The organism is Marininema mesophilum, assembly GCF_900106775.1.
Taxonomy (GTDB): Bacteria; Bacillota; Bacilli; order Thermoactinomycetales; family DSM-45169; genus Marininema; species Marininema mesophilum.
Genome location: NZ_FNNQ01000002.1, coordinates 186,306 through 203,032 on the forward strand (window position 1 = coordinate 186,306; position 16,727 = coordinate 203,032).

The window sequence follows — 16,727 nt, forward strand, 5'->3', positions numbered from 1 at the left end:
GTAAGTAGGGTGTAAATTGAAGGGAGAATTTAATCATGCAAATCGATCCAGCAAAACAAGAACGAGTAGATAATTATAAGTTGCTAGTTGGTAGTATTCTACCTCGTCCGATTGCTTTTGTAACTTCTGTAGCGGAGGATGGGACCGTGAATGCTTCCCCTTTCAGTTTTTTTACGGTTGTTAGTACGGATCCCCCGATGATTTCTGTTTCTGTGGGCCGCAAGCCAGGTGGTGTGCAAAAGGACACCGCACGTAATATTGCGCATGCCAAAGAGTTTGTCATCCAAGTGGTGGATGGGGAGAACGTAGAGCAAGTGAACCAAACAGCTACCGAGTTCCCACCAGATGTTAGCGAAGTAGAGGCAGTGGGGATGGATCTGTTATCCAGTGTAAAGGTGAAGGTCCCTCGTATTGCTCAATCTAAGGTGCAGATGGAGTGTCGTCTTCATGAGATCCTTCCGATAGGTGGCGATGGTTCCTCACCCAACACTGATTTAATCATCGGGGAAGTGGTTTTTTTTCATGTCCAGGATGATCTATATGACCAAGGGAGGATCCTAACGGAGAAGCTGGATCCGGTGGGCCGTCTTGCTGGAACTACCTTTAGCACGATTGGTGAAACGTTTTCGATGCCCCGCCTGAGCCCGGAAGAATGGAAAGAGAAATATGGCCAATCTTAAATAAGAAAGGCCATATGCCAATCAATAAATTATTACACAAAGGGTCAGACTTTTTCTATAATGAGAAGGAATATATTGATCTACGTCGGAATCCGGCCAGGATCTGAAAGGGTGATGTCTTATGTCCAGCATTGTTAAAAACGCTGTTTCCAACCCATTTATGAACCAAGTACGAACCAATAGGGAGGATATAAGCATTGAACTTAAAAGATTGGGGTTTGGATTCGTTTTTCGAAGAAGAGTACCAAACATATAATAAAGAGGAAGAGATCCTACGAGGACGGGTAACACTTGAACATAAGCACATTTACCGTGTGCAGGTCGAAGATGGTGAACGTCTTGCCTCGATTTCGGGCAAATTACGTCATCAGGCTGTGGGGCGAGATGGTTTTCCCGCTGTGGGTGATTGGGTAGTACTGCGCGAAGGTGGCGAAGGGAGAGCGGTGATTGATGCCATTCTCCCACGAAGAAGTAAATTTACCCGTCGTGAAGCGGGCTTTCATATTGATGAGCAGATTGTGGCTGCCAATGTGGATACGGTGTTTTTGGTCATGGGTACCGACCAGGATTTTAATTTGAGACGAATGGAGCGTTATCTCTCTGTTGCATGGGAGAGTGGAGCGATGCCTGTCATCGTCTTAACGAAGGCGGACCTTTGTCCAGATATCGAAAAGAAGCGGGCGCAAGTTGCGCACATCGCAGTAGGTGTTCCTATCCACATTGTCAGCGCGATAAATGGCCAGGGGATTGAAGAGCTACAAGCGTACCTGACTTCTGGACGTACAGTTGCTCTAACGGGCTCTTCGGGTGTGGGCAAATCGACTCTGATTAATTGCCTTGCCGATTCTGAGTTGCTTGAAACAGGAGAAGTCCGAGCAGATGGTCGCGGTCGACATACCACTACACATCGGGAGTTAGTGCGTCTACCGGAAGGTGGTCTATTGTTAGATACACCAGGGATGCGGCTGCTTAAGATGTGGGAGGATGAGGGTGGAGTTGATCATACCTTTTCGGATATCCTTAAGTGGGCGCAAAAGTGTAAGTTTAGTGACTGCGCCCATGAAACAGAGCCGGGTTGTGCGGTGCAAGAAGCGATAGATCAGGGGCTTTTAGATGCGGCACGTTTGCAAAATTACCGAAAGCTTGGTCGCGAGTTAGCATATCTGGAGCGGAAGAAAGACGCTGGCGCGATGCGCTCTGAGAGAGAGCGTTGGAAAAAGCAAAAGGTACAGTATCGTAAAAATACTAGGCACCGACGGTAACTAGATAGAGACTAGCTGCTGACGGCGGGAGGTCATAGGCGTGATTCATCCGATATTACAAGAGGCTCCTAGTTCGATTGAGACGGGACGGCTTCTTCTTCGCCAACCGATGCCAGGCGACGGTCCACTTCTTTTTGAAGCCGTTGAAGAAAGTTGGCCAGAGTTGACTCGTTGGCTGGAGTGGGCAAAAAAGAAGCCAACAGAGATGGATATGGAAGAGCAAGCGCGTCACAATCAGGTCCGTTGTTTAAATCGAACCGACTTGATCTTCCAGATGATTCGTCGGGATCAGGGGCAGTTGTTAGGAACCTGTGGTTTATACAGTGTTGATTGGTCTGTTCCACGCTTTGAAATTGGTTACTGGTGCCGTACAAGTGCGACGGGTCAAGGATATGTTTCAGAAGCTGTGCACCGGTTGATGGAACTAGCCTTTGTGGAATTGGGTGCACAACGGGTACAGATCCGTTGTGATGCAGACAACATTCGAAGTAGTAAGGTAGCAGAGCGTTCAGGTTTTATCTTAGAGGGAATCCTGCGCAATGAAATGCGTTCCTCTGAGGGACAGTTAGTACACACTGCTATTTATGGGATGATCCCGAAGGAATACGAGGAGTGGAAAGCAACTTCTTCCTTTGTAAGAGATCATAAAAAAGTGAAGCTTTAGAGAAGTTTATGTGGGGGCACTTCCTAATAGGGAGTGCCTTCTCTAGTTTTTTTAGTGGATTGTTAAGTAAGTATTTTCTTTATTTAATCCTATTAAAGGAAAAATAATTTAATTGATAGTTTTTTGAAATTTGATAATAAAAGTGGATACAAAAAAGGGCAAGTGTTCGAATTATAAATTGAGGGATAAAAAAGGGGGGATTATTGGGTATACCTGCACAGGGAGAATTGAGATTTTTTACTTATTTAAAACGACTAAATATTTAGGTAAGGGGAAAAGTATTCAATCATCTTGGGTAAAGAAATGTTCATGGATAAGTATCATTGTTATTATCTCTATGTGTGGAGCAACGTTACTGAGGATAACAATGTCACCTTTGAGACAGACAAGAGTGGAAAGATTGTAGCAAACTATACCTATGGAGCTAATGGGGAAGTGGTCAGCATGGCCCGGGATGGGAAGACCTACTACTACCAGACCAACTACCGTGGGGATGTAACAACGCTGACGGATTCCAAAGGGGTAGACGTAGCCATCTATGAATATGATGCCTTCGGAAATCTCGTAAAAGAGACCGGGGATATAGTGAACCCGTATCGGTATGCAGGCTATCGGTATGATGAGGGGACAGGGTTCTACTATTTGCAGAGTAGGTATTATGATCCGGGCATGGGGCGCTTCTTGACGAGGGATACATTTGAGGGTGAGGATACCGATCCATTGAGTTTGAATAAGTATGCATATACTGAGAATAGTCCTATACTGATGGTCGATCCAGACGGTAAGAGAAGTCGTAAATATTTTGCAAAGAGGATACTTAAGAAGATATTTCGCTGGTTAAGATGGAGCCCTATAAGATGGATCTATTCTTTGTATAGCTATAGTAGATATCAAAGGGCGTTATTTCGATGTTGGACATTCATGTTTTATTATATTTATTATCATCCTCATAAATCTAAGTGGCACTATCGATATATGTATGTAAGGTGCGCTGTGTCTCGAATAAAGTAGGTAGGATGGGGGTTATATCGTGAGTATTGTGATTATAAGTTTGATTATTTTTTCAATTGCAGTATATTTTTCTTTAACAAAAAGGGGATCGGGGTTCATGGATCGATGGTCAAGTTATATTATTTCTTCTATTGATATCGTTTTTTTAGTGATATTAGTAATTTCGTTGGTTTTTTTCTTTAAGTAATGGAGGTATGTTAGGGTTGGTGATTATCCGAGTAAAAGGACGGGCACCAAGGAAAGCTTGGAACCCACAAACAACCCCATAAGTAATTATCCCCGTCCAGTGATACCTCTCCGAGTGTAATGAAATCGTGTGATCCTGACAACCAAAGGGAAACTGAATGACGGGCTCAAAAGAAGTAACCCGCTCGTAGGTTTGCGTTACTTCTTCGAAGCTTTGGCCGTCCGTTACGGTAGCTACCAATAGTGATAGGGTTCTCCTCCCTGCAACTATTACTACTTCTATTCAAAAGAAGTAATGGGAACCGAAAAAAGTGCGGAAAAAATTCAGATTTCGACGGATATAAATATAATTATGATATAAAGTTTTTTTGAGAGAAAACGTACCTGACTATGAGTCGGGTGTTTTTTATTTGATTGCAGCGGGTAGGTAAAAGTCCTAAAAACAGTGATAAGTTCTGGGTGATAGCAAGGGATAAGAAAATAACCGTGATCAGATCTCCGAAAAGAATGGCAGACCTTGCTCATTGAATTCCACCTATCCAAAATCCAAGAAAAGCAAGTCCGATTCCAAGAGTATAGGTGAGTCCCAGATAGAGAAATAGTTGTTTCCGCTCTCCTTGAGTTCCCAGGGCGTATAGCTCCCAGTTAAGGGTAGAAAAGGTGGTGAAAGCTCCCATAAAACCAGTCCCTACTAGCAGAAGTGTATCCGGAGACCAGTGAGCTCCGTACATCCAAGCAAGTAGAAAGGAACCTGTACAGTTGATTAGAAGCGTTCCCCATGGAAGTTTATCGGTGGGGCGATTAAAGTGGAGGCTGAGGTAAAAACGGGCGAGGGAACCAGCAAATCCCCCAAGGGCCACTTTAATGATGGGTAACATCATCGATCTCCCTCCCCTTGGTGAAAGTGGGGTTTGAAAAAGGCAAGCTTTACGCCGATCCAAGCAAAGAGGAGACCTCCGAAAAGACTCATCAAAACATAAAGAATAGCTTGGTAGATATGCCCGGTTGTGACCAGAGTGATCGTTTCGTGGCTAAAGGTAGAGAAAGTGGTAAATGAACCAATAAACCCTGAGGTGATAGCCGTTTTCACTTGAGGTGAAAGGTTGAAAAATCTTCCCGCCCCTTCGTTGATCCAAGCGAGGAGAAGACTACCGAAGCAATTGATGAAAAGTGTGATCCAAGGGAAGCCGCCTCCTGATGAAGAGAAAAAAAGGGATAAACCGTAGCGAAGGAGTGCTCCACAAGCACCGGCAAATCCAATCAGAAGATAGGGCATCGTGGGCGCCTCCTTTTTCTGTAGGTTAATCTATGCTCATGGCTTAGTGTAGCCAATGCCGGATGAATGATCAATATCGTCCATTGGTTCGCCTCTTTTTTTGAATTTCCGGAAAAAAGCCTTGTCATCTGAAGCGTCTCTGTGTATTATATAACAAAGAACAAATTAGAGCCTCTGTACTAATACAATCTCGGTGGCAGTTTCGGATGGTATGGGATCCTGGGAGGGTCCAAAACAAGCGAAAACACCTTACAAAGGAGCGATACGCGATGATGGACCAAAGCAGCCTACGTTACCGGGGAATCTATACTAAAATTCCGGGTGACCCCTCCCGGTGGAGAAAGTGGCACGCGATGGGTGAATTTTTGGTGGAAGAAGCACGGCGGCGGAACGGAGGACAGTTGCCTGATCAGTTGATGTATTCAGGAGCAGAGTCAGAATTTCCACGGTTGTTTCAAATGCTGGCTGAGGGTGGGACGATTGGGTTTTCGGACTCTACAAGAGGGAAACATATGACCTTTCTCGGTAAGGGGGCTGCCTTAAGGCCAGAGAGGATGCTACAACGGGCTGATTTTACCAGAGGCGAGTTTGCACTCTTCTACTATGGGTGTAGTAACCGGGAAAAGGTTGACCGGAATGGTCTTGAGATCTTAGAAGCACTCCATCGCAGTGGTGGCCGGATTATTGCGGTGACGAATACGGAAGAACAACGTCTATACTTAGAGGATCGGTACGCAGAGATGTTAATTGGTGTGATAAGCCTAGAGCAGATCGCTTTAGAAGAGGGAAATCGGTTTGATTGGCCATCAGCAATGCCATGGCTCCCTGAGTCTGATCGATATTGGCAGGAGTGTCAGGATACTATCGGGCTATATAAAGAGAGGACCATTGAGCCCTTTGCCCGTAGGGTAACCAATTTGTTACCCGAGGGCGAAGGGGGTTTTGATTTAATTTTTGAACGGGCAGGGCAAGACACCCTTGGAGTAAGTACGGCTTTAGTTCGTCCAAAGACAGGTCGGGTAGTTTATGCAGAAGCAATGGAAGGACGGCGGTATAGCTTTTACTCTCCACATGTTTGGGAGGGTGAGCGCAAAGTATTTATGCCTCTTGCAGTAATTGATGGTAGTCCGTCCTTTGCTGGGCAACGAGAAAATGATCCTCTTTCAGAGAGCACAAGCTACCACGTTCGTCAGACTGGATGAATCTACAAAAATGAAATGAATAGACGAATAGCTAAAAAGCGGGGATATGCCCCGCTTTTTTTGTTATGGTGTACAACCCAGGTTCGTCCATATGTTGTCTGTACTTTCAGGATCTTTTGCTGACGAACGACGGGTTTCGCCATGATTTGCTCCGATAACCTGGTAGAATCAGGATAAGCTATGATTGGCTTGAAACTGAGAAGGGTGGGTTGCCCATGTGGAGTCAATGGAGATGGTGGTGTTCTCTGTGGGTAATCGTGGGGCTAACGGTGGGACTTGTCCCTGTTTCTATGACAACAGAAGCAGCAGATGATCCTGACAAACGATTGGAACAGCGCCTACTGACGATTGTGAGGGGAATGGAAGAACAGCCTCGTGCCGCAGGGATGTCTGTTGCCTTTAATGTGGTGTCACTGAAGGATCGGCGAGTGATGGCTTCCTATCACCCTAAAAAAACATTGGTACCCGGCTCCGTAGCCCGGTTGTGGACGGCAGGTGCTTCCTTACATACCTGGCCGGGAACTCACCGTTTTTCTTCGGGATTATATACCCGTGGAAAAGTAAAACGGGGAGATTTGCAAGGAGATGTGATTATAAAAGGCGGAGGAGACCCTACTCTGGATGTAGCTGAAGTGGATAAGCTGGCCCGTGATCTGAAAGAGAGAGGGATTCGGAGAGTTGAGGGGGATCTCCTCGTAGATGACACGCGATTTGATCCGACACGGCTCGGAATCAGTTGGATGTGGGATCAAGAATCCTATCCGGCTAGTGCACCCATTGGTGCCTTGGCGGTTCATGGTAATACGGTAGATGTCACGGTGAAGCCAGGTCACTTGGGTGGAAAACCTGGGGTAAGGGTTTCTCCTGCTTCGCAAAATTTCCAGGTCATCAATCAAGCATCCACTTCGGTAGTTGGTGAATCCTTGGCTGTTAGCCGTACAAGGGCTAAAAATGAACTCGTAGTCACCGGGAAGATTAGCAAAATGCATCCACCGATTCATCGGAGGCGTACGGTAAATGATCCCTCATTGTTCGCGGGAAAAGTTTTTCAAGAGCGGATGGAGCGTGTTGGTATTCATTTTGCATCGAGCTCCCAGGTTAAAAGGGGGAGTGCACCCAAGGGGAATCCACTTTTGGTGCACCAATCTCCTTCCATCAAAAAAATAGTATCGCGAATGAAGAGCGAGAAACATAGCTTGATCGGTGAGATGCTACTTAGACAATTGGCAGTCGAAGCAGGAGAGGTTGGAAGTGATACAGAGGGAATCGATGTTCTGAGCCAGTATGCGAAAGAACAAGTGGGAGTAGAGGATACCTTTCAGCCGAAGGATGGATCGGGACTTTCTCGGATGAGTGTGATGTCTCCACGACAATTGACCAGCTTGATGCAAAAGGCTCAGAAACCAGTGACTCCTCTTTTAACGACAGCGGGCAGAGGAGTATTAAAGGACCGTATGGATGGTACACCTGCAGAGGGGCGATTGCAAGCCTACCCAGTGGATGGGTCGGGTATTAGTGGATTGACAGGGATTGTACAAAATCGCCAAGGCGAGAAAGTAGCCTTTTCAGTGATGGTGAATGGAGTGAACCAACAGTCGGTTGCAGATGACATGGAGGATCAAATTGGAGCTACACTCGCCTCTTATCCCAATATACCTGCTTCCAAACCATTACCTAAAAAAAGAACGTATCCGCTCTCTGGGATATTGGATCCCTTGGTGGAGAGTGAAGGATACGAAGGGTTACAGACGAACATGGTGGTTCGTTCTCTCGACACAGGGGAAGAGATGTATGCACGAAGTGGGACGACGCACTTAACCCCTGCTTCCAATACCAAACTATTAACCTCAACAGCAGCCTTTGATGCTTTGGGGGAAGATTATCGCTTTCGTACGGAATTAGTGGCTGAGGGTGATGTGGGCAATGGTACGCTGAATGGGGATCTCATCCTCAAAGGCTATGGGGACCCCACCCTAGCTACAGAGGGCTCGTTGCGAGTACAAGAAGGGCCTACGATTGAAGGAATGGTCAAAGATCTTAAGGAGAAGGGAATTAGCCGAATTGAAGGGAATGTCGCCGTTGATTCTACAGCTTTCTCTGATGAGGTGTATGGTAAAGGATGGGCGTCTGACAACGAAAATGAGTATTATCAACCTCAGATCACAGCACTTAGCTTAAACCGTGGTACCGTTCGCTTTGATTATTTGCCAGGAGAAAAGGAAGGGGAACCTGCACGTTGGACGGTTACTCCAAAAACAAAAAGCATTCAAGTAGAAGCAAATGTAACGACGGGAGCCGCTGGCTCAAAAAATACCTTTAAAATAGAACGGGAGCGCGGAACCAATCACATCCGTCTCAGTGGTAGCCTCCCGCTTGATTTTAAAGGGGATTACACCCGTGTCCCCGTGGAAAATCCCCACCTGTATGCAGGGACGATATTAAAAGAAACCCTCACCCAAGAAGGCATCAAGGTGATTGACTCTTCTCCTGTCGTCGAAAAGCAAGTACCTCAAGGAAAAAAGGCGTTCGCTGTATATCAGTCACCTCCGCTCTCTGAGGTGGCCCGATATCTCAACAAAGCGAGTGACAATTTTTATGCAGAGATGATATTAAAAACCCTTGGCTCAGAGAAACGAGGGAGAGGGTCAGCGGCTACTGGATTGGCTGTTGTAAAGAGCTATCTTAGGCGTATCCATCTTCCAGGAAATAAGCGAATTGAAGATGGATCTGGACTGACCCGATATAATTTTGTCTCTCCTGAACAACTGGTGTCTCTCCTTGCGGTTCAAAAAAAGGCGACTTATTTTGATGCTTTTTATCAAACCTTGCCTGTGGCTGGGAAGGATGGATCTCTCGCTAATCGCATGAAAAATACGCTTGCTGCTAACAACCTACGTGGGAAGACTGGTTCACTTACCCATGTAAGTACCCTTGCGGGATATGTACGTACCAAGGACAATGAGTGGCTTGCTTATTCCATCATGATGAATGGGTACACTGCCAAGTCAGAGACATCCCTTCAGGATAAGATTGGGGTGGCGTTGGCAGGTTACTCTCGGAAGGGAAAGGCCCACATCCAATAGGAAGGATCGTGATGAAGAATGACTACTTCCGCTGAATTTCGAGGGTTTTGGGTCGATGCATTTCATGACGGGATTAAAACCTCTGCACAAGTAGATCAACTCCTAAGCGATGTAAAGGCAGCGGGGGCCAACGCGGTAATCGTACAGGTACGCCGGCGTGGAGATGCCTATTACAACCGAGCGTTGGAGCCTCGCACGCAAGATCCCTCCTTAACACCGGGCTTTGATGCCCTCGAGGATCTGCTGCAAAAGGCGCATAACTCCCAACCTTCTATCGAGGTACATGCCTGGCTAGCTACCCTTCCCATATGGAATTCGGCTACACCCCCCTTATCCCCTGACCATGTCTTTAACCAACATGGCCCTTCTGCTAAGGGGCGTGACTATTGGCTGATGGATCGGAAGGATGGGGTGAATCGCAGTGGGGCGGATTATGTCCTGGATCCGGGTCACCCGGATGCTGTCGATTATACGGTGGAGCAGTATCTCAATGTGGTGCGAGAGTATAGAGTAGATGGTATACACCTTGACTTAGTGCGTTATATGGGAGTGGATTGGGGGTATAACCCAACCAGTTTGGAGCGTTTTCAAAAACAGACAGGGTTTACGGGTATACCCGATGCCCTCGATGAAAGCTGGAAAGAGTGGCGACGGCAACAAGTTACCCATCTGGTACGAAAAGTTTATCTACAAGCCCTGGCCATTCGAGTCGATATCAAAGTATCGGCGGCAGTAATCGCATGGAGCAAAGGTCCAGTAACCATGGAAGAGTATAAAGAAAGCGCCCCGTATCATGAAGTATTGCAGGATTGGGTTGGGTGGATGGAACAGGGAATTATGGATTTTCTCATTCCTATGAATTATGATCGAGAGCACGTGGCTGACCAAAAATCGTGGTACGACCAATGGATCGAGTGGGAAAAAGATCACCAATACAAACGTCAAATTGCGGCTGGCCCTGGCATTTATCTTAACGCTATTGATGGCAGCATAGCACAAATTGACCGGACACGTATTTCCTCTGTAGGGGGAAATCGATTGGTAGGAGCTTGCTTATATAGCTATGCTATGACAAACAAGGATGGCCAGGAAAATTCCCTTTTCTATCAACAATTGCAGGCAAGGCTCTTTAAGCAACCTGTTCCGACACCCGATATGCCTTGGAAGGGGTGTATCGGCGAAGGGTATGTGATAGGAAATGTCCTTGACCGAAATGGACTACCCATGGATAACGCACAGATTACCATGAGGGGGCTAGGGCGTAAAAGGATTCAGATGAAAACCGATGGGCATGGGTTCTTTGGTGTATCGAGTGTTCGCCCGGGACTCTACACCCTCCGTTTAAAAAATCCACCTGGCCAATCGCATCTCTATCTGTTAATCGTTCGAGGAGGAAACGTAACACAATTGGTGGTGCGTGCTCACTAGAGTGGTAAAGTGGATATAGGGTAGAAATAGGTGGATAATGAAACCATTCAGCCCGTGATCATGTATGCGGGCTTTTAAAGTTGATTACATACTATTAAATAAGGAGACTATCCTGAAAAAAAGGAACGCGAACAATAGACGGGAATTGAATACAAGGGAAGAACTGTAGGAGGTTACTGATGAAAAGGACAATCAATCAAAATGCTTTTTATAACGATACCGATCACCAGCGTCGAGTGGGAGGATTTTCTCGTTCCTCTCGTGATGTACGAGATGCCTTTGAACGTGATTATGGGCGCATCATTCATAGTGCTACTTTTCGTCGACTACAATCCAAGAAGCAGGTAATCGGTACAGATGTAGGGGACTTACATCGGACTCGTTTGACACATTCGATGGAAGTGGCCCAAATCGCACGTGGGGTTGGCATATTCCTTAACCATTCAGGGGTACTACCAGAAGGAGAGTCTATCGACATCTCCCTCGTTGAAGCAGCAGCCCTTGCTCATGATCTGGGCCATCCACCCTTTGGCCATGAAGGAGAACGATCACTGAATAGGATGATGGCTTCTTTCGGTGGTTTTGAAGGAAACGCCCAAACTTTTCGCATTTTAACCCGTTTAGAGGGAAGAAACGAACAGGGGCTGGATTTAACACGTGGACTTCTATTAGCTGTGATGAAATACCCTATTCTTTATGAAGATGCTGTAGCTGAGGTAGTCCCCACCCTGGTAAACAAATGGCCACCTAAAATCGGGGTTTATAAAAGTGACCTCCCTGTCTTTGAGTGGGTATTAGCTACCTTCGCAGAGGAAGAACGTCGTTATTTTCAAACAACTGTAGTAGACCCCAATACGCTTTATCGAAAAACCCAGCACCTCTCCTTTGAATGCTCGATCATTGAATTGGCTGACGATATTGCTTATGCAACCCATGATTTAGAGGATGCGGTTAACCTGCGTTTAGTAGAAATTGAAGAGTTGCGAGAAGTTTTACATACCGGTCCATGGAAGGGAAGGTATGAGGAGTTACATGAGGCTGGTGAGGCAGCGGATCAGCTCCATCTTGGGCAGGATGATTTTAAACACCGGCTCAAACAGGTTTTTGCATCCCTCATCTCCGTTTTTGTTAATCATGTCGAGTGTGAGAAACATGGGCCACCGTTCACTTCTAAACGATTGATGTACCGTGCCAAACTACCAACTGATCTAAAAGCGCTGAATGAGAAGCTGAAATCAATCGTGAGAGAGAAAGTCATTCATTCGCAATCCGTGCAAGCCTTGGCGTGGAAAGGGGATCGCGTGGTACGGATGCTATTTGAAGCGATGATGGAGGAAGAAAAATTATTGCTAAATAATGATCGCCATCGCATTGCTGGGGATCCTTCTACTCGGGCGCGTGTGGTTTGTGACTATATCGCAGGAATGACAGATCCTTATGCTCTACGGATGCATGAACGACTCTTTGGTACTGGGCGGAGTTAAAGGAGTAAATCCTTCAGGATGATGGGAGACTAGCGGATATCACTTGGATGGAGGTAAAGGCTGAATGATATCCGTTTTGTTTCGAAAGTGGATGGTGGTTGGTTTATTATTCATGATTGTTTTAGGAGGAATCCTTCCCAAGGCCGCAGAAGCCGAGAAGAATCCGCAATGGTTCCTCTTTGGAACCATGCGGTATCTAAATCTTGAGGGTGGCTGTTGGATTGTTGAGGGCGATAATGGGGAGCGATTTCAGTTGATTGGGGATCCAGCGATCCTGAAAGGTCTTCAAATCGAGGGTCTACGTGTTACCCTACTTGTTGAAAGCGCTTCCAATCGATATGGGAAGTGTATGGTTGGTCGTTATGTGCGATTGATTCGATTGATTCACTATGATGGAGGGGAAAGCCCTGAGAGATCCTCTTTTCCAAATAGAAAAGGATAGAAAAGGGAGTGGAACCATGGAGGAGAGAAAAAAATTTTCAACACGGTTGATTCATGGCGGATCAGAACCCTGCCGCGAGACAGGATCATTAATCCCTCCTATATATCAAACATCTACCTTTGTTTTTGAAAATATGGAACAAGGCGCTTGCAGGTTTTCCGGGGAAGAGGAGGGCTATATCTATACCCGTCTGGGGAATCCGACATTACAGCAATTAGAAGAAGTGATCGCTGATCTTGAAGGGGCTGAAGCAGGGCTATCTTTTAGTTCGGGGATGGCGGCGATCTCAGGGGTGTTGATGGGGCTTGTACGATCAGGGGATCATATCCTTTGTGGAGATGGTGTGTATGGCTGTACTTATGGCTTACTAGGGTACCTTCAGGATCGTTTTGGTGTAATACCCGACTATGTTGATATATCCGATGAAGATGCTATTCATCAAGCGATACACCCCAACACACGCGTGATTTTTTTGGAAACACCGATTAACCCCACGATGAAGATAGCCGATTTACATCAAATTAGCAAAATTGCCAAGGGAAAAGGTGCACAGGTGGTTGTAGATAATACCTTTGCTACTCCCTATGGACAGCGGCCCATTGAGCTAGGAGCGGACTTTGTTATCCATAGTGCTACCAAATATATCGGTGGACATGGAGATGTCATTGCAGGATTGGCGGTTGGCAGAAAAGAGGAAATCGATTTTTTACGGAAGTCTACCTTAAAGGATATTGGTGGCGTACTCTCACCCTTTGATGCTTGGTTACTACTAAGAGGGTTAAAAACGTTGGAGGTGCGGATGGATCGTCATCGGATGAATGCAATGGCGGTTGCTGAATTTTTAGAGGGCCATCCACGAGTGACGCGTGTGTTTTATCCCGGCTTATCCAGCTACCCCCAAAGAGCGTTAGCAGCACGTCAGATGGATTGTTTCGGGGGTGTGATTAGCTTTCATGTTACAGGTGGGTTAGAAGGAGCACGTCAGGTACTGGATCAAGTAAAGTTGTGTCATTTAACAGTCAGTTTGGGCGAAGTCACTACATTAATCCAGCATCCAGCCACGATGACCCATTCAGCCATTCCCGAGCCGGAGCGTTTACGTATGGGAGTGACTGATGATTTGATTCGCATTTCTGTAGGATTAGAAGATGTGACAGATATTATCGCTGATTTGCAAAGCGCTTTAGAGGAAGTTGAAGGGTGATTCCACTTTATTTCGTCTAGTAGAATGAGTGGGCAGAAAAGCGTTCCCGATGATGGAGAGGGGTATAAGGAGAGGAATCCGCCTCTCTTCTATTTTTAACGTATAATTTTCTGTATCAAAATGGTCTTGAAGAGGATTGAGTGATGATGGTATATTGGATCTATAAAAAGAACCAAAAAATTTAATTTTTTTATCGACTATCACTTGACAGGCGTAAGGAGACATTCCTCGACACGATTAGCGATTGAAGAGATCGAAATTTCACGATTGTTGATGAAATAAGGCGATCGTAGCATTGGGACTGCATAGGTACTAGTTGTTCCGCAATTAGGTGGGATCAGATGCAGAGGGTTCATTGTTAAAATTATAATAAAAATAAAATTTTTACTTTTCGTTGAATGGTAACTGGGGTGTTTTTACTTCTTGAATGGCAGGTGGTTTTCTGGTGCTTTTACAATGTCGCCTACATGGAGAATTGAGAGAAATCCTCCCGCAGATTGACACAAATGCGCAGGCACTTTTTCGCATGAGTGGAAGAGGAGAGCTCAGTACAGCGAAGTTGATCTTGGAACGTGTACAAGCTGTACAGGAGACATTACACCATCGTGATCTGGTCGGTCGGTATCCTGAGGTGCATGAAGTGGTTAGTTTTATGTATCTTAGTTGTTTCAGTCTACTCTACATGGAGGGTGAATCATTTTTAACCTACCGAGAGGAAGTAAAGCGACGCTATAAAACATTGCTTCGTACCTTTCGCTTTTTCCCCCAGTACGGTTATAGTAGACGAATGAAACGAAGAATTAGCAACATGTAGTCGATGATGTGTTGATGGGTATTGAGGGAGGGACAGCGATGCGTATTTCAATCATCCAGATGGATGTCGTGTTTGGAGATCCTGAGGCGAATTGGCTACAAGTTGAAGAGAAAATCGCCCAGGCTGTAAGGGAAGAGCAACCCGATTTGGTTGTCCTACCGGAAATGTGGAATACAGGATATGACTTAACCCGGTTTGAAAAGATCGCCGACCGAGGTTCGTTACAGAAGAAATTGTCTTTACTTGCTAAGCAACATGGAATTACCTTAGTTGCGGGCTCTATTGGGGAGAAGGAGGGTGATGATTTTTATAATACATCCTATGTGTTCTCCGCTGATGGCCAGAAGATTGCCCGTTATGGGAAGGTCCACCTTTTCCGTTTGATGGAGGAAGAGAAAGTGCTAACACCAGGGAAGGAAGGTAAGGTTGTCTTCCCTGTCGAGGACGGCGTAGGTGGTGTGATGATATGCTACGATCTTCGCTTTCCAGAATTGGCACGCTCCCTTGCTATCGAAGGAGTTCAAATTCTCTTCGTCCTAGCTCAATGGCCGCATCCACGACTTAATCACTGGAGGATATTAAACCAAGCCCGTGCGATAGAAAACCAGATGATGGTTGTCGCTGTCAATCGAGTGGGATCTGATCCTAACAATACCTTCTGTGGCCACTCCATGGTTGTGGATCCATGGGGGGAAATCCTTACCGAAGGTGGAGAAAACGAGGAAATGTTGACTGTCGATATCGATCTGAGTCAAGTATCCAGGGTGCGGAGCCAGATTCCAGTTTTTGAGGATCGTATGCCAGAGCGCTATAAGATCTAATATGAAGGTATAAAGTAGATAGATACTATATTACTAAAAGAGCGTGGCCGACTCCGCCACGCTCTTTTAGTAATATAGTGTTTCATCTTCGCTTGTTGAGTTGTTTTTCCCCTGTTTTGTATCTCTTTGAGATTGAGGGAGGGCTGGTTGATGAATTTTCGGGTTAAATTCGGTAACGAGGGGTTTCCGTTCGATGTCTATAAGGGGTTCGGAAAGGGGTAGCTGATTTGCCTCCGTTTCTGTTTTTTCACGGAAATGAAGGCTCTCCACTTCAACCCTATGAATTTCCTTACGGATATGGATGGAATTGAGCTCAAAATATTTACTAAGTAACTTTCGCAGATCCTGATGGAAAGCTTTTTTGTCCATTTCTTCAATTTCCCGAGCAATATCAATTTGAATATCCAATTTATACATGTGATAGCTTCCTCCTATGCTGAATTGATCGAAAAGTTGGTATCACAGTAAGGTAAAGGTTGATCGTGGACAATCCATGATTTTTCTTTGCCACCATGAATGACTACTTGTCCAAGTATTCAGGGACAGGAACATGATCAAAAATTTCCCCGCTCTCAAAGGTTTTTACTAGATTACGTAACCAGGTATAATATAGCTTTGCTTTTGCTAGACGATTAAGGTCCATTTCTATGTTCGTTACTTCTTCAGGAGTGATCTCAGGATCATCCAATAAGCCATTTAAATTCTCTTCGGCTCGTGATAGGGCACGGGCATTCAGCTCAATTTCTTTATCCCACATGACACAGAAAAATTCAATGAAGGAACGAACTTGATCATGTTCAGCCTCATAAAGGTCTTTTCGAACCCCTTTTTGCCATTTTTTGTGGACTAGTTTTAGAGCTGATAGCGCACGAACGCCAGTGCTCATACTAGTTTTGCTCATACCAGTCAGGTCCATCATTTCATCCAGTGTCATCGGATCTTCATGAAAAAACATCGTTCCGTAAAGACGGCCCATGGAAGGACTTAGTCCATACATCGCCATTGTCTCGGTGAGGGACTCAATGTAAGCACGCCGTGCTTCTTCAATCTTTGTAGGGGTGACCAAAGGGTACCCTCCTTTTTAAGGGGAAAATCACAAACAGCATTGCAATCTGTATATACAGTTTATATTGTACGGTTTTGTCAATCGAAATTCACCCCTTGTTTGTT

16 protein-coding genes are annotated in these 16,727 nt (G+C 45.6%); 12 read left to right on the forward strand and 4 right to left on the reverse strand.

Annotation, left to right across the window (positions count from 1 at the left end):
• Window positions 1–35: 35 nt before the first annotated feature.
• The 4 genes from BLV90_RS02995 to BLV90_RS03010 all read left to right on the forward strand — a co-directional run bounded on the left by BLV90_RS02995 (window position 36) and on the right by BLV90_RS03010 (window position 3,617).
• A complete protein-coding gene (locus tag BLV90_RS02995) occupies window positions 36–680 on the forward strand; it encodes a flavin reductase family protein (RefSeq protein WP_091735942.1) in 645 nt (214 codons plus the stop codon).
• 197 nt (window positions 681–877) lie between these two features.
• Window positions 878–1,942 carry a ribosome small subunit-dependent GTPase A gene (rsgA, locus tag BLV90_RS03000; protein WP_143034982.1) on the forward strand — a complete coding sequence of 355 codons (1,065 nt, stop codon included), beginning with the start codon at window positions 878–880 and terminating at the stop codon, window positions 1,940–1,942.
• Between the two features lie 40 nt (window positions 1,943–1,982).
• Complete coding sequence (locus BLV90_RS03005; RefSeq protein WP_091735945.1) at window positions 1,983–2,606, forward strand: GNAT family N-acetyltransferase; 624 nt, start codon at window positions 1,983–1,985, stop codon at window positions 2,604–2,606.
• 309 nt (window positions 2,607–2,915) lie between these two features.
• The gene (locus BLV90_RS03010) at window positions 2,916–3,617 is read left to right on the forward strand and encodes an RHS repeat-associated core domain-containing protein (RefSeq protein WP_177167868.1); all 702 of its coding nucleotides are present in this window, start codon (window positions 2,916–2,918) and stop codon (window positions 3,615–3,617) included.
• A 707-nt stretch (window positions 3,618–4,324) separates the two neighbouring features.
• Here the strand turns inward: BLV90_RS03010 and BLV90_RS03020 are convergent.
• On the reverse strand, window positions 4,325–4,684 hold the full coding sequence (locus BLV90_RS03020; protein WP_245726231.1) for a fluoride efflux transporter FluC: 360 nt from the start codon (window positions 4,682–4,684) through the stop codon (window positions 4,325–4,327).
• Window positions 4,681–5,079: a fluoride efflux transporter FluC gene (locus BLV90_RS03025; RefSeq protein WP_091735954.1), complete on the reverse strand. Its 399-nt coding sequence runs from the start codon at window positions 5,077–5,079 to the stop codon at window positions 4,681–4,683. The genes BLV90_RS03020 and BLV90_RS03025 overlap by 4 nt, the downstream gene beginning before the upstream one ends.
• Window positions 5,080–5,348: 269 nt before the next feature.
• Between BLV90_RS03025 and BLV90_RS03030 the strand changes: the two genes are divergently transcribed.
• From BLV90_RS03030 to BLV90_RS03065, 8 genes are all read left to right on the forward strand, one after another.
• The gene (locus tag BLV90_RS03030; RefSeq protein ID WP_143034984.1) at window positions 5,349–6,281 is read left to right on the forward strand and encodes a hypothetical protein; all 933 of its coding nucleotides are present in this window, start codon (window positions 5,349–5,351) and stop codon (window positions 6,279–6,281) included.
• Between the two features lie 215 nt (window positions 6,282–6,496).
• Window positions 6,497–9,364: a D-alanyl-D-alanine carboxypeptidase/D-alanyl-D-alanine endopeptidase gene (gene dacB, locus BLV90_RS03035; RefSeq protein ID WP_091735960.1), complete on the forward strand. Its 2,868-nt coding sequence runs from the start codon at window positions 6,497–6,499 to the stop codon at window positions 9,362–9,364.
• An 18-nt stretch (window positions 9,365–9,382) separates the two neighbouring features.
• Complete coding sequence (locus BLV90_RS03040; protein ID WP_091735963.1) at window positions 9,383–10,792, forward strand: family 10 glycosylhydrolase; 1,410 nt, start codon at window positions 9,383–9,385, stop codon at window positions 10,790–10,792.
• Between the two features lie 179 nt (window positions 10,793–10,971).
• Complete coding sequence (locus BLV90_RS03045) at window positions 10,972–12,276, forward strand: anti-phage deoxyguanosine triphosphatase (RefSeq protein ID WP_091735965.1); 1,305 nt, start codon at window positions 10,972–10,974, stop codon at window positions 12,274–12,276.
• A 64-nt stretch (window positions 12,277–12,340) separates the two neighbouring features.
• Window positions 12,341–12,718 carry a hypothetical protein gene (locus BLV90_RS03050; protein WP_091735968.1) on the forward strand — a complete coding sequence of 126 codons (378 nt, stop codon included), beginning with the start codon at window positions 12,341–12,343 and terminating at the stop codon, window positions 12,716–12,718.
• A gap of 16 nt (window positions 12,719–12,734) precedes the next feature.
• The gene (gene megL, locus BLV90_RS03055) at window positions 12,735–13,922 is read left to right on the forward strand and encodes a methionine gamma-lyase (RefSeq protein WP_091735971.1); all 1,188 of its coding nucleotides are present in this window, start codon (window positions 12,735–12,737) and stop codon (window positions 13,920–13,922) included.
• A 445-nt stretch (window positions 13,923–14,367) separates the two neighbouring features.
• A complete protein-coding gene (locus BLV90_RS03060; RefSeq protein ID WP_091735974.1) occupies window positions 14,368–14,736 on the forward strand; it encodes a hypothetical protein in 369 nt (122 codons plus the stop codon).
• A 38-nt stretch (window positions 14,737–14,774) separates the two neighbouring features.
• Window positions 14,775–15,557, forward strand: a complete 783-nt coding sequence (locus tag BLV90_RS03065) for a carbon-nitrogen family hydrolase (RefSeq protein ID WP_245726232.1) — start codon at window positions 14,775–14,777, stop codon at window positions 15,555–15,557.
• Window positions 15,558–15,623: 66 nt separating this feature from the next.
• On the opposite strand, the gene BLV90_RS03070 is transcribed toward BLV90_RS03065, so the two are convergent.
• Both BLV90_RS03070 and cudC read right to left on the reverse strand, forming a co-directional pair.
• Complete coding sequence (locus BLV90_RS03070; RefSeq protein ID WP_091735981.1) at window positions 15,624–15,974, reverse strand: hypothetical protein; 351 nt, start codon at window positions 15,972–15,974, stop codon at window positions 15,624–15,626.
• A 103-nt stretch (window positions 15,975–16,077) separates the two neighbouring features.
• Complete coding sequence (cudC, locus tag BLV90_RS03075) at window positions 16,078–16,623, reverse strand: choline uptake/conversion transcriptional regulator CudC (protein ID WP_091735984.1); 546 nt, start codon at window positions 16,621–16,623, stop codon at window positions 16,078–16,080.
• Between the last annotated feature and the right edge of the window lie 104 nt (window positions 16,624–16,727).

Bases quoted from the DNA above. Each gene is read 5' to 3' on its own strand.
- megL (WP_091735971.1), top strand. From the start codon at position 12,735: ATGGAGGAGAGAAAAAAATTTTCAACACGGTTGATTCATGGCGGATCA.
- BLV90_RS02995 (WP_091735942.1), top strand. From the start codon at position 36: ATGCAAATCGATCCAGCAAAACAAGAACGAGTAGATAATTATAAGTTG.
- BLV90_RS03030 (WP_143034984.1), top strand. From the start codon at position 5,349: ATGATGGACCAAAGCAGCCTACGTTACCGGGGAATCTATACTAAAATT.
- dacB (WP_091735960.1), top strand. From the start codon at position 6,497: ATGTGGAGTCAATGGAGATGGTGGTGTTCTCTGTGGGTAATCGTGGGG.
- BLV90_RS03040 (WP_091735963.1), top strand. From the start codon at position 9,383: ATGACTACTTCCGCTGAATTTCGAGGGTTTTGGGTCGATGCATTTCAT.
- BLV90_RS03025 (WP_091735954.1), bottom strand. From the start codon at position 5,079: ATGCCCTATCTTCTGATTGGATTTGCCGGTGCTTGTGGAGCACTCCTT.
- BLV90_RS03010 (WP_177167868.1), top strand. From the start codon at position 2,916: ATGGATAAGTATCATTGTTATTATCTCTATGTGTGGAGCAACGTTACT.
- BLV90_RS03045 (WP_091735965.1), top strand. From the start codon at position 10,972: ATGAAAAGGACAATCAATCAAAATGCTTTTTATAACGATACCGATCAC.
- BLV90_RS03070 (WP_091735981.1), bottom strand. From the start codon at position 15,974: ATGTATAAATTGGATATTCAAATTGATATTGCTCGGGAAATTGAAGAA.
- BLV90_RS03020 (WP_245726231.1), bottom strand. From the start codon at position 4,684: ATGATGTTACCCATCATTAAAGTGGCCCTTGGGGGATTTGCTGGTTCC.
- BLV90_RS03050 (WP_091735968.1), top strand. From the start codon at position 12,341: ATGATATCCGTTTTGTTTCGAAAGTGGATGGTGGTTGGTTTATTATTC.
- BLV90_RS03065 (WP_245726232.1), top strand. From the start codon at position 14,775: ATGCGTATTTCAATCATCCAGATGGATGTCGTGTTTGGAGATCCTGAG.